The organism is Pseudomonas sp. H2_D02, from assembly GCF_054677635.1.
Genome location: NZ_CP162816.1, coordinates 1 through 12,801 on the forward strand (window position 1 = coordinate 1; position 12,801 = coordinate 12,801).

The window sequence follows — 12,801 nt, forward strand, 5'->3', positions numbered from 1 at the left end:
ACGACGAACCGGCAATCAATTTGTTGTTTGGCCCCAAGACCTGATCACTCATCATCGTCGAAGTTGTAGCTACCCGGCGCCAGGTTCTCGAAGCGCGTGTATTTACCGATAAACGCCAGGCGGATAAAGCCGATCGGGCCGTTCCGCTGCTTGCCGATGATGATTTCGGCAATGCCCTTGTGCTCCGTCTCCGGGTGATACACCTCGTCACGGTAGACGAACATGATCACGTCGGCGTCCTGCTCGATCGCTCCGGATTCCCGCAAGTCGGAGTTCACCGGGCGCTTGTTGGGGCGCTGTTCCAGGGAACGGTTCAGCTGCGACAGGGCCACGACCGGGCAGTTGAATTCCTTGGCCAGGGCCTTGAGGGAACGGGAGATCTCGGAAATCTCGTTGGTCCGGTTGTCACCGCTGGAACCGGGGATCTGCATCAACTGCAGGTAGTCGATCATGATCAGTGCGATGTCACCGTGCTCGCGCACCAGGCGACGGGTCCGGGCGCGCATTTCCGACGGGCTGATACCCGCCGTATCGTCAATGAACAGCTTGCGGTCGTTAAGCAGGTTGACCGCCGACGTGAGGCGCGGCCAGTCGTCATCTTCCAGTTGGCCGGAACGGACCTTGGTCTGGTCGATACGCCCCAGGGACGAGAGCATACGCATGATCAGCGATTCGCCAGGCATCTCGAGGGAGTACACCAGCACCGCCTTGTCGCTGCGCAGCACGGCGTTTTCCACCAGGTTCATCGCAAAGGTGGTCTTACCCATGGAGGGACGGCCGGCGACGATGATCAGGTCGGACGGTTGCAGGCCGCTGGTCTTCTCGTCGAGGTCGGTGTAGCCGGTGGACAGGCCGGTGATGGCGTTGTCGGTATTGAACAAGGTATCGATGCGGTCGATGGCCTTGGTCAACAGGTCATTGACGCTCACCGGGCCGCCGGTTTTCGGCCGCGCCTCGGCGATCTGGAAAATCTGCCGCTCGGCTTCGTCGAGGATCTCGGCGGCGGTTCGCCCTTCCGGGTTGAACGCGCTGTCGGCGATCTCGGTGCTGATGCCGATCAACTGGCGCAAGGTCGCCCGCTCGCGCACGATTTGCGCATAGGCCTTGATGTTGGCGACCGACGGTGTGTTTTTCGCCAGTTCGCCCAGATAACCAAGGCCGCCGACCTGGGACGTCTGCCCTTCCTTGTCCAATTGCTCGGCCAGGGTCACGACGTCGATCGGCATGTTCTGATCGGCCAGTCGGGCGATCGCACGGAAAATCAGGCGGTGGTCATGCCGGTAGAAATCGCCGTCGGAGACTTGATCGAGCACACGTTCCCAGGCGTTGTTGTCCAGCATCAGGCCACCGAGCACGGCCTGTTCGGCCTCGATGGAATGCGGAGGCACCTTCAGGGCAGCGGTTTGCAGATCGTATTGCTCGGGGGCGGTGATTTCGTTCATGGCCACGTCTGGTTATGAAAATCAGGAATTGCAGAAAGACAAAGGGCACGACCTGTAGACAGGATCGTGCCCGATGTTACCGGCAAGCACCCGGGGGTGCCAACCGACAGGTGTTGCTTAGGCTGCTACCACGACAACGCGTACGGTGGCTTCAACTTCGGCGTGCAGGTGCACGGCTACGTCGAATTCACCTACGTTGCGGATGGTGCCGTTCGGCAGACGAACTTCGCTTTTCGCAACTTCAACGCCCGAGGCGGTCAGTGCGTCAGCGATGTCGTGGGTACCGATCGAACCGAACAGCTTGCCTTCGTCGCCAGCGGTGGCAGTGATGGTCACTTCCAGCTCGGCCAGTTGGGCAGCACGGCTTTCAGCCGATGCCTTACGGTCTGCAGCGGCTTTTTCCAGCTCAGCGCGACGCTCTTCGAACGCAGCCAGGTTGGCAGCGGTCGCAGCGGTGGCTTTGCCGAAAGGCAGCAGGTAGTTACGACCGTAGCCGGCCTTAACGTTTACTTTGTCGCCCAGGTTGCCCAGGTTGGCGATTTTTTCCAGAAGGATCAGTTGCATGTGAAAATCCTCTAACTTTTAACCTTCACCGTTCGCGCTGTCGGCGTCTTTCGGCGCCATACGACCGCGAAAATCAATCAGGCTGTCGACGATGGCCAGGACCACCAGCAACGGATAGATCAGCTGCATGAACAGCAACAACGTGACGTACAACCCCACCAGCCAGAACCTGGCCAGCCGCTTTTGCGCCACCAGCCCGTGAATCAGGGCCAGCGCGGCAAAGACCAGCGGTACACTGCACAACGGCGTGAGCATCGCCATCTGCGGACCGAAGTTCGGCCCCAGAAGCATGCCCGCCAACAGCAACATCGCCAGCCCAAGCGGGAAACGGATGGCGCGAAACTCGCGACCAAAACCACCCGGGTTGTACAACAACGCCTGCCAGTAGCGCCCGATAACCAGGCTCAGCACACTGACGATCTGCAACAAGGCCGCAATCAGTCCGGTCAGGACGGGGGCGATCAGGGACGCGAAACGCGCCTGCTCTTCTACCGACATCTGTTGGTAGAGATCACCGAGCGCTTCGGGCAGGATTTTTATCAAAGCCTGCGACAGCATCTCGATCTGGGGTTCGAAAGCCACCCCGAGCACCACTGAAAACACCACGCCTGTCGCTATGCTGACCAGCAGCACGCGGTTCCAGGATTCGCTGGCGCGCAACACCAACGCCAGCGCCGAAGTCCCCAGCAGCACCATGACGGCACGCGGGTCAGCGGCATACAACCACCAGAGCAAGGCCGGCAGCAGTCCCAGAGCAAGAACGCCCAAGGCGTCCCTCAATCCGCGCCGCAGGAGTACAAGACCCACCGCGGCAGCACCCAACCAATACAACAACGGCAATGCCGCACATCCAGCCACTACCAGAGTGGCCTGCACACGTCCCCGCATGATGAAGTCAGCTAAGGCGCGCATGCATTCAATCCCTTACTACTTGTCGACTGCCCGGTCTCAGCGGCCGTGGCTGTCGGTGTAGGCCAGCAGGGCCAGGAAGCGGGCGCGCTTGATAGCGGTGGCCAGCTGACGCTGATAACGAGCTTTGGTACCGGTGATACGGCTTGGAACGATTTTGCCGGTCTCGGATACGTAGGCTTTCAGAGTGTTGAGATCTTTGTAATCGATCTCTTTCACGTCTTCAGCGGTGAAGCGGCAGAATTTACGACGACGGAAGAAACGTGCCATGTGATTGGCTCCTTAAAAGGTCCGTGGATTACTCGTCAGCGTTATCGCTGTTGTCGCTGTCGCTATCGCTGTCATCGCCATCGGCGCTGTCAGAGTGCTCAGGACGGTCGCGACGCTCACGGCGCTCACTGCGGTTTTCTTCAGCCTTGAGCATCTCGGATTGGCCGGTGACGGCTTCTTCGCGACGGATGACCAGGTTACGGATCACTGCATCGTTGTAGCGGAAGTTGTCTTCCAGCTCGGCCAGGGCCTTGCCAGTGCACTCAACGTTCAGCATCACGTAGTGAGCCTTGTGAACATTGTTGATTGCGTAGGCCAGTTGACGACGGCCCCAATCTTCCAGACGGTGGATTTTGCCGCCGTCTTCTTCGATCAGCTTGGTGTAACGCTCAACCATGCCGCCGACTTGCTCGCTTTGATCCGGGTGGACCAAAAAGATGATTTCGTAATGACGCATGAATGCTCCTTACGGGTTGTAGCCTGCCGCTCAAAAACGGTCAGACAAGGAGTGAATGACACTTATGGACTTGAGGACGCTAGACACATAAGTGCCTGCCATCACAGCAAGGGGCGCAATTGTAGAGAAGGGCCGAGGGCGGCGCAAGGCAATTGGTGATTATTTGAACAGCGCCGTTCCTGACCCTACACAAAACACTGTGGGAGCGAGCTTGCTCGCGATAGAGGCGTGTCAGTCGACATTTGCGTCACTGATACACCGTCATCGCGAGCAAGCTCGCTCCCACATTTTGACCGCGCCTGGATTAAGGCTTCTTGGCGGCAGCCTTGGCGCCACGCTGGCGCAGGGCCTCGAACAGGCAGACGCCGGTGGCGACCGAGACGTTGAGGCTGCTGACACTGCCGGCCATCGGCAGCTTGACCAGGTAATCGCAATGCTCGCGGGTCAGGCGGCGCATGCCCTTGCCTTCGGCGCCCATGATCAGGATGGTCGGGCCGGTCAGGTCCTGGTCATAAATGCTGACCTCGGCCTCGCCCGCCGTGCCGACAACCCACAAGCCGCGCTGCTGGAGTTTCTCCAGGGTGCGCGCCAGGTTGGTCACCGCCACCAACGGAATGACTTCCGCCGCGCCGCAGGCAACTTTGCGCACCACGGGCGTCAAGGTTGCCGACTTGTCCTTGGGCACGATCACCGCCAGCGCACCGGCGGCATCCGCCGAACGCAGGCAGGCGCCAAGGTTATGAGGGTCGGTCACGCCGTCCAGCACCAGCAGCAGGGGAGCGCCTTCAGTGCGATCCAGGAGCTCGTCGAGCATCGCTTCGCCCCAGACCTGGCTCGGACTGACCTCGGCCACGACACCCTGGTGCACGCCTTCGACCCAGGCATCCATTTCGCGTCGCTCGGCCTGGCCGACCGCAACGCGGTTTTCGCCAGCCAGCTCAACCAGGGTCTGGACGCGCGGATCGCTACGCCCTTCCGCCAGCCAGATCTGCTTGACCCGCTTGGGGTGATGACGCAGCAACGCTTCCACGGCGTGCACGCCGTAGATTTTTTCCAACTGACTCATGACTTGGCCTTGGGTTTACGCGCCCCGCCGCTCTTGGCTGGGGCCGAGCCCGCTTTCGGCGGGCCCTTACGGTGTTTGCTAGGCTTGCTGGCCGCCTTGTCCGGGGCCGACCGTCCGGCCTTGCTCCCGGATGCAGCTTTACCACCATTCTTGGCTTCGGCCAGCAACGCCTGTTTCATTTCACGGCTTTTGCGCAACTCGGCGTTCTTCGCCGCAGCATCGCTTGGCCGATAGGCTTCGACAGCTTTTTCCTTGGCCGGACCACGACGCCCCGACCGGGACGACGAAGCAGGCTCCTCGGACTTGCCGGCAGGCGCTGTGGTTTCGGCACCACGCTTCTTGCGACCGATCGGCGCGCTGATGGTTTTTTCCGCCATCTCGAAGTCGATCTTGCGCTCGTCGAGGTCGACACGCATCACCCGCACTTCGACGGTATCGCCAAGGCGGAAGCTGCGCCCGGTGCGCTCGCCCGCCAGGCGGTGATGCACAGGATCGAAGTGGTAGTAATCGCCCGGCAGCGCGGTGACATGCACCAGGCCTTCGACGTAGATGTCAGTCAGCTCGACGAACAGGCCAAAACCAGTCACGGCGGTAATCACGCCAGGGAACGACTCACCGACGCGATCCTTCATGTATTCGCACTTGAGCCAGTTCACCACGTCGCGAGTCGCTTCGTCGGCACGTCGCTCGCTCATCGAGCATTGCTCGCCGAGCTGCTCCAGGGCGGCCTCGTCGTACGGATAGATACGCGCCTTCGGAATGGTCATCGCACCGGCACGCTTGACGTGCGGGGTGTTCATCTTCGAGTGGATCACGCTGCGGATGGCCCGGTGCGTGAGCAGGTCGGGGTAGCGACGGATCGGCGACGTAAAGTGGGTGTAGGCCTCGTAATTCAGGCCGAAGTGACCCTGGTTATCGGCGCTGTACACCGCCTGGCTCAACGAGCGCAGCATCACGGTCTGGATCAGGTGGAAATCCGGACGATCCTTGATGCTCGCCAGCAGAGCCTGGTAATCCTTCGGCGATGGACCTTCCTTGCCTTTGTGAAGGGACAAGCCCAGCTCACCGAGGAACGCCCGCAGTTTTTCCAGGCGCTCTGGCGGCGGACCGTCGTGAACCCGGTACAACGCAGGGATTTCATGCTTCTTGAGGAATTCCGCCGTGGCAACGTTGGCCGCCAGCATGCACTCCTCGATCAGCTTGTGCGCATCGTTGCGCACGGTCGGCCGGATTTCGGCGATCTTGCGCTCGGTGCCGAAGATGATCCGGGTTTCCTGGGTTTCGAAGTCGATCGCGCCGCGCACGTGGCGCGCCGCCAGCAGAACCTTGTACAGCGAGTAGAGCTGCTTGAGGTGCGGCACGACGTCGGTGTACTCGCCACGCAGCTTGCGCGACTCGGCCAGCTTCGGCGTTTCCAGCATCGCGCTGACCTTGTTGTAGGTCAGGCGGGCGTGGGAATGAATCACGGCTTCATAGAAGCAGTAGTCAGTCATCTCGCCGGCCTTGGAGATGGTCATCTCGCAGACCATGGCCAGGCGGTCGACATGGGGGTTGAGCGAGCACAGGCCGTTGGACAGTTGCTCAGGCAACATCGGCACGACGCGCTCGGGGAAGTACACCGAGTTGCCGCGAACCTGGGCTTCGGCATCCAGCGCCGAACCGAGCTTCACATAACTGGAAACGTCGGCAATCGCCACGTACAACTTCCAGCCGCCCGAGAACAGGCGCAACTTGCCGGGCCGGGCTTCGCAGTAGACCGCATCGTCGAAGTCACGGGCGTCTTCACCGTCGATGGTGACGAACGGCAGGTGGCGCAGGTCGATGCGCTTCTCTTTGTCTTTCTCTTCGACTTCCGGCTTGAGCTTGGCGGCTTCTTTCAAGACCGCTTCAGGCCAGACGTGAGGAATGTCGTAGGTGCGCAGGGCAACGTCGATTTCCATGCCCGGCGCCATGTAGTTGCCGACCACTTCCACCACATCGCCTTGCGGCTGGAAGCGCGGGGTTGGCCAGTGGGTGATCTTCACTTCGACGAACTGACCGATCTGCGCGTTGGCATTACGGCCTGGCGTGACCAGCACTTCTTGCTGGATCTTCGGGTTGTCGGCAACGACGAAACCGATGCCACCTTCCTCGAAATAGCGCCCCACGATGGTTTCGTGGGCACGGGAAACCACTTCGACGATCACGCCTTCACGACGCCCGCGTCGGTCCAGGCCGGAAACCCGGGCCAGCGCACGGTCGCCATCGAACACCAGGCGCATCTGCGCCGGGCTCATGAACAGATCGTCGCTGCCATCGTCCGGAATCAGGAAACCGAAGCCGTCGCGGTGGCCGGCGATGCGGCCCAGGATCAGATCGAGCTTGTCGACCGGGGCATAGGTGCCACGCCGGGTGTAGATCAGTTGAGCATCGCGCTCCATGGCACGCAGGCGGCGGCGCAGGGCTTCGAGCTGGTCCTCGGTGGTCAGGCCGAACTCTTCGACCAACTGCTCACGGCTAGCAGGCGAACCCCGATCGGCGAGATGCGCCAGGATCAGTTCGCGGCTAGGAATAGGGTTTTCATATTTTTCCGCTTCACGAGCGGCCTCGGGATCGAGGGACTGCCAATCGGCCATTAGAGAGTTTTCACCTTGTCTATATGCGGGTTAGTTTGGCATAGGCGTAATGAAACGGGAAATTTCAAGCATCAGATGCCTTTTCTAAAGTCTTTCGACACGCCTTTGAAGCCCCTGATTGCACCGCTCGTGAAATTTAGCGTTTTTTTTGCGCCCGGGGGTTTACAGTTAAAAACACGCTCCGTATAGTGCGCGCCATCGACGACGTAGACACGTTGCCGATATTGCCCAGATGGTGAAATTGGTAGACACGCCAGCTTCAGGTGCTGGTGACCGCAAGGTCGTGGAAGTTCGAGTCTTCTTCTGGGCACCAATTCAAGCTTCAAGGTTATACGCCTTGAACCTCACAAAAACCCGCGAAAGCGGGTTTTTGCATTTCTGCCCCTGCAAATGCGTTTCAGCAATTACTAAAACAAAAACAGGGGTTTACAGATCAAAGCGCGCTCCGTATAGTGCGCCCCATCAACAGCGGCAACGCTGAAGATGCTGCCCAGATGGTGAAATTGGTAGACACGCCAGCTTCAGGTGCTGGTGACCGCAAGGTCGTGGAAGTTCGAGTCTTCTTCTGGGCACCAATTCAAGCTTCAAGGTTATACGCCTTGAACCTCACAAAAACCCGCGAAAGCGGGTTTTTGCGTTTCCGGGTTTAATACTCCCTCCGTGGCGAGGGAGCTTGCTCCCGCTGGAGGGCGAAGCCCTCCCCGGCCATCTGCCAGACAAGCCCAACTCCCCACTTATCGTCAAGACGCACATGAGAAACAATATCGTTTATCATTGTTACAAGTTTTTGCTACACGACAGTGAGGAACCCCGCGAATGATGTTTCGATCCACCCTGCGCCGCGCCCTGACCTTCACCCTGCTCGGCCTGACCCTCGCAACGCCCCTCACCCAAGCCGCCGACAAAGTGGAACTGACACTCTATAACGGCCAACACAAAGAAGTCGGCGACGAACTCGCCAAGGCCTTCGAGGCCAAGACCGGCATTCACGTCAACGTGCGCAAGGGCAGCAGCAACCAGCTCGCCAGCCAAGTCGTCGAAGAAGGCGACCGCTCCCCCGCCGATGTGATCTACACCGAAGAGTCGCCGCCGCTGAACAAGCTCGGCGAACAAGGCCTGCTGGCAAAGATCGATGATGCAACCCTCAATGTGCTTCCCAAAGACTACGTCGCCAACAACGGCACCTGGATGGGTGTGACCGCTCGCGTTCGCGTGGTCGCCTACAACCCCAAGCTGGTCGATGAAAAGGACCTGCCGAAAACCGTCCTCGATTTCGCCCAGCCACAATGGCAAGGCAAGGTCGGCTTCGTACCGACCAGCGGCGCGTTCCAGGAGCAAGCGGTAGCGATCATCAAATTGCACGGCAAGGAAGCCGCCGAAGAATGGCTCACCGGGCTACGCGCCTTCGGCAAGGTCTACAGCAACAACATGGTCGCCCTCAAAGCCGTGGAGAACGGCGAAGTGGCGACGGTCCTGGTGAACAATTACTACTGGTTCGCCCTGCAGCGGGAAAAGGGACAGCTCGATTCCAGACTGCATTACTTCACCGGCGGCGATGCCGGTGGCCTGGTCACCGTCTCCAGCGCCGCCGCACTGAAATCCAGCAAACACCCCAAGGAAGCCCAACAGTTGCTGGCCTACATGGCCAGCGAAGAAGGCCAGCGGGTGATTACCCAGACGTCGGCCGAATACCCGCTGCACAAGGGCATGACCTCGGACCGCGGCCTCAAGCCGTTCAATGAGCTGGAGCCACCGAACGTCACCCCGGCCGACCTCGGCAATGCCGAAGAAGCCTTGGAACTGGAACGTGAAGTCGGCCTGAACTGATGACGCCGTCGCCAAGTGCCTCTCCCGCAGCCGGGGCTTACGCTCCCCGGCGCAAGCGCCCTTCGATCGGGTTGCTGCTGCCAGTGCTGCTGCTCGTCCTGCTGAGCCTGCTGCCATTGGCCTACGTGGTTACAAAGGCATGGCAGGCAGGCTGGGCAGAGGCATTGCATTTGTTGTGGCGGCCTTATGTATTCGGCTTGCTGCGCAACACGCTGATGCTGATGACCGGCGTCACGTTGGCCTGCGGCATCATCGGTCTGTCCCTGGCCTGGCTGCTGGAGCGCAGCAACCTGCCGGGGCGGCGCGTCTGGGGCGTTATCCTGTGCCTGCCGTTCGCGGTGCCGGCGTTTATCAGCAGCTTCACCTGGGTTTCCCTGAGCGCTCAGTTCGAAGGGCTGGGCGGGGCAATCCTGGTGATGACACTGTCCAAATATCCGTTGATCTTTCTTCCCGTGGCGGCAACGCTGCGCAACCTCGACCCGTCCCTTGAAGAGTCCGCCCGCACCCTGGGCCACAACCGCTGGGGCGTGTTTTTTCGCGTCACCCTGCCCTTGCTCTGGCCTTCGCTGCTGGCCGGCTCCCTGCTGATTGCCCTGCACATGCTGGTGGAGTTCGGCGCGCTGTCGATCATCGGCCTGCAGACGTTTACCACAGCCATCTATCAACAGTTCGAACTGGAATTCAGCAACGCCAATGCCGCCATGCTGTCAGCGGTGTTGCTGGTGCTGTGCATGGCGCTGTTGTGGCTGGAACTGCGAGTACGCGGCAAGGGCCGCCATGTGCGCACCGGCCAAGGCGCGGCGCGCCAGGCCGGACAGGTACGGCTCGGCCCATGGACGCTTCTTGGGCAACTGTATTGCCTGGCCCTTGCGGTCATCGGCAGCGGAATTCCGCTGGGGATGTTGGCGTATTGGCTGGCAGTGGGTACGTCCGCCGCGTTTCCTGCGAGCGAAATTGGCGAAGCGTTATTGTCGTCCCTGGCACTTTCGCTGGGCGGCGCCGCGCTCTGCCTTGTGCTGGCCGTGCCGGTCGGCCTGCTGGTAGTGCGCCACAAGGGGCGGCTGGCGATATGGGCCGAACGCCTGCCTTACCTGCTGCATGCGCTGCCCGGATTGGTGATCGCCCTGAGCCTGGTGTATTTCGCCCTGCACTACGTGCCGGCGCTGTACCAGACTTCAGGCCTGCTGTTGATTGCCTATGCGCTGCTGTTCCTGCCACTGGCCCAGGCCCCGGTACGTACCGCGCTGAACAAGGCCGCGCCGCAGCTGGAAGAAGCGGCGCGCACGCTGGGAGCGTCGTCGTTCAGCGCGTTTTGCCGCGTGACCCTGCCGATCATCTTCCCGGCGCTGGGCGCGGCGTTCGCGTTGGTGTTCCTGGATGCGATGAAGGAATTGACCGCCACGCTGTTGCTGAGCCCGACCGGGCTCAATACGTTGGCGACAGCGGTCTGGGCACATACGTCGAATGTGGAGTTCGCGGCGGCAGCGCCGTATGCGGCGCTGTTGATCGTGGTGTCGGGGTTGCCGGTGTATTTACTGACGACGCGAATGTATCTGAGCCGCTGAGAGAGCTTTCGCGAGCAGGCTCGCGAAGAGACAGCCATTGAATCTCGAATCAGGCCCTGAACTGCCCCAGGCTAGCCTTCAACTGCGCCGCCAGATTATCCAACACCTTGCCACTGGCCGTCGTCTCAACCACCGCCTGGGCAGCTTTCTCGGCTTGGGCATGAATGGTCTCGACCCGACCACGCACCGCTTGCGCACCCTGGGCCTGATGCGCCGCTGCCTGGGTCGCCAGACCGATGGCCGCATGCACCTGCTCGACCGACGCCTGCACCGACTGCTGCAGCCGCGCACTGTCACGCAATACCGACAGCCCCTCACTGGCCTGGCGCCCGGCCTGGCCAATCGCAGCCACTGCCTCCCGAGCCCCCTGCTGCAAGGCTACGATATGGGCCTGAATGTCGCCGGTTGAACTCTGGGTCTTGCTCGCCAGCGCCCTCACCTCATCCGCCACTACCGCAAACCCGCGCCCGGTCTCCCCGGCACGCGCTGCCTCGATGGCCGCATTCAAGGCCAGCAGGTTGGTTTGCTCGGCGATGCCGTGGATCACCGTCAGCACCACTTCGATCTGCTCGCTCTGCTGGGCCAGTCGCTCGATGACCTTCGCCCCCGTGTCCACCTGCCCGGCCAGCGCCTCGATCAAACTGCCGACCTTGGCCGACGTTCGAGTGGTTTCATCAGTGGCCTGACGGATCTCCACGACCTGCTGCAAGGCCGCCTGCATCGCCTGGCTTTCCGACTGCGCCTCATCGGCCATCTGCGACAGGGCACGCAGGCTCTCGGCCACTTCATCGCGCTGCATGCCGGCCGCCGCGTCGGCACCGGAGTTGCGCAAGGTCATCGCGCCAATTTCCTGACCAGTACGCTGGGCCACGTCCCCCGCCTCGCGCACGATGGGTTGCAACTTATCCACAAAGCGATTGACCGCCGAGGCCATGTCGCCGATTTCGTCCTTGCTGTTGATCTGCACGCGCTTGGTCAAATCGCCCTCGCCCGCCGCCAGGTCGTTCATCGCAGCGATCAACAGCTTCAAGCGATTGACCACCCGACGCCCCAGCACCACGGCCAGCAACACCAACACGCCCAACCCCACCAGCGCCAGGCCCAGGCCGATGCGCCAGCGCAACGTCCCCGCAGCCTCCTGCACGGTCGCAGCGGTATTGGTCTGCATTTCGGTGGCGGTGGCCTGCGCCGAGCCCAGCCGGCCGCGCATCGCGGCGGCGCTGTCGGCAGCCGCGCCCTTCAGGCTGTCGCCCACCAGTTGATCGCTGCTGGCAATCAACGCGGAGAAACGCTGGTCCAGCGCCTTCAGGTCGGTTTCCACCGAAGCAGTGGAAACGCCCATCAGCACCTTGCCGATTTCCACCCCATTGGGGTTGATCGAGGCTTCGAGGTAAAAAACCGATGGATCGTTCTTCGCCGCGTCCAGCACTTTGTCCAGTGCCCGTTCGCCCTTGCCCTTTTCCAACAGGGCCTTGTTGATCGGATTTTCCCGGTTCAGATAACGGGTCAGGTGTTCCCCAGCGGCGTCGTCGTAGATGACAAACAGCACATTGGGATTACGCTGGGCCCGACGGGCGAATTCAGACAAGGTCGGCACGTCACTGTCCCACATGGCGCGAGGCGCGACCGAGGCCAGAAGCTGCGCCATATCATTGGCGGAATCACGCAAGTCTTTTTCCAGGGTCGCACGCAGTTGGGCCTGTTCCTCCTTCAGACGGGAGGACAAACCGGCCGTCAATCGCTGGCGGGTGCTGGCGGACAAACTGTCCAGGCTCGACGTGACTTCGCGCCCAGCCTGCTCCAACTCACCAGCCAGCTTCTGGCTGTCGGCGCCCAGGCGCGCGCCCAGATCGGACTCCAACGCCGTGACCGTGCTTCGGGTCAGCGCAACCGCAACCAGTACTTGCACCAAAAGGGCGATACCGAGCGTAACGAACACAGGCCGCAACAAACGGCTTTGTAACAGTGAGAGAACGGCCGACACTTGAAATCCCTCTACCAAACGCCATTAATTTGATGGCACTCGTGAAAGCGGTGCCTTATTGGTGAGGCATAGCAAGTGTCGTGCCGTCGACCAGACAGAAAC

At 61.1% G+C, this 12,801-nt stretch carries 10 protein-coding genes, 2 tRNA genes and 1 pseudogene; 4 read left to right on the forward strand and 9 right to left on the reverse strand.

What is annotated here, in order from left to right:
• Nucleotides 1-44 precede the first annotated feature (44 nt).
• The 7 genes from dnaB to rnr all read right to left on the reverse strand — a co-directional run bounded on the left by dnaB (nt 45) and on the right by rnr (nt 7,323).
• Nucleotides 45-1,442: a replicative DNA helicase gene (gene dnaB / locus AB4N42_RS00005; RefSeq protein WP_027911801.1), complete on the reverse strand. Its 1,398-nt coding sequence runs from the start codon at nt 1,440-1,442 to the stop codon at nt 45-47.
• Between the two features lie 117 nt (nt 1,443-1,559).
• Nucleotides 1,560-2,006 (reverse strand): 50S ribosomal protein L9, encoded by a 447-nt coding sequence (gene rplI / locus AB4N42_RS00010; protein WP_003186385.1) that lies wholly within the window; start codon nt 2,004-2,006, stop codon nt 1,560-1,562.
• 18 nt (nt 2,007-2,024) lie between these two features.
• The gene (locus AB4N42_RS00015) at nt 2,025-2,918 is read right to left on the reverse strand and encodes a YybS family protein (protein ID WP_030140152.1); all 894 of its coding nucleotides are present in this window, start codon (nt 2,916-2,918) and stop codon (nt 2,025-2,027) included.
• A 36-nt stretch (nt 2,919-2,954) separates the two neighbouring features.
• Nucleotides 2,955-3,185, reverse strand: a complete 231-nt coding sequence (gene rpsR, locus AB4N42_RS00020) for a 30S ribosomal protein S18 (protein WP_002551829.1) — start codon at nt 3,183-3,185, stop codon at nt 2,955-2,957.
• Between the two features lie 28 nt (nt 3,186-3,213).
• The gene (gene rpsF, locus AB4N42_RS00025; RefSeq protein WP_003186395.1) at nt 3,214-3,642 is read right to left on the reverse strand and encodes a 30S ribosomal protein S6; all 429 of its coding nucleotides are present in this window, start codon (nt 3,640-3,642) and stop codon (nt 3,214-3,216) included.
• A 304-nt stretch (nt 3,643-3,946) separates the two neighbouring features.
• Nucleotides 3,947-4,708 (reverse strand): 23S rRNA (guanosine(2251)-2'-O)-methyltransferase RlmB, encoded by a 762-nt coding sequence (rlmB, locus tag AB4N42_RS00030; RefSeq protein ID WP_030140153.1) that lies wholly within the window; start codon nt 4,706-4,708, stop codon nt 3,947-3,949.
• Complete coding sequence (rnr, locus tag AB4N42_RS00035) at nt 4,705-7,323, reverse strand: ribonuclease R (protein ID WP_030140154.1); 2,619 nt, start codon at nt 7,321-7,323, stop codon at nt 4,705-4,707. The genes rlmB and rnr overlap by 4 nt, the downstream gene beginning before the upstream one ends.
• Nucleotides 7,324-7,549: 226 nt before the next feature.
• On the opposite strand from rnr, the gene AB4N42_RS00040 reads away from it, so the two are divergent.
• The 4 genes from AB4N42_RS00040 (at nt 7,550) to AB4N42_RS00055 (ending at nt 10,715) form a co-directional block, all read left to right on the forward strand.
• A tRNA-Leu gene (locus tag AB4N42_RS00040) sits at nt 7,550-7,636 on the forward strand.
• Nucleotides 7,637-7,811: 175 nt separating this feature from the next.
• Nucleotides 7,812-7,898 (forward strand) — tRNA-Leu (locus AB4N42_RS00045).
• Between the two features lie 241 nt (nt 7,899-8,139).
• Nucleotides 8,140-9,150, forward strand: coding sequence for an extracellular solute-binding protein (locus AB4N42_RS00050; protein WP_030140155.1), 1,011 nt, complete (start codon nt 8,140-8,142; stop codon nt 9,148-9,150).
• Nucleotides 9,150-10,715, forward strand: a complete 1,566-nt coding sequence (locus AB4N42_RS00055; protein ID WP_030140156.1) for an ABC transporter permease — start codon at nt 9,150-9,152, stop codon at nt 10,713-10,715. Before AB4N42_RS00050 ends, AB4N42_RS00055 begins: the two co-directional genes overlap by 1 nt.
• A 49-nt stretch (nt 10,716-10,764) precedes the next feature.
• On the opposite strand, the gene AB4N42_RS00060 is transcribed toward AB4N42_RS00055, so the two are convergent.
• Together AB4N42_RS00060 and AB4N42_RS00065 are read right to left on the reverse strand one after the other, a co-directional pair.
• Nucleotides 10,765-11,649, reverse strand: a complete 885-nt coding sequence (locus AB4N42_RS00060; RefSeq protein ID WP_407684284.1) for a methyl-accepting chemotaxis protein — start codon at nt 11,647-11,649, stop codon at nt 10,765-10,767.
• A 21-nt stretch (nt 11,650-11,670) separates the two neighbouring features.
• Nucleotides 11,671-12,363 (reverse strand): annotated as a pseudogene (locus AB4N42_RS00065) (methyl-accepting chemotaxis protein); the annotation flags it as partial.
• Nucleotides 12,364-12,801 lie beyond the last annotated feature (438 nt).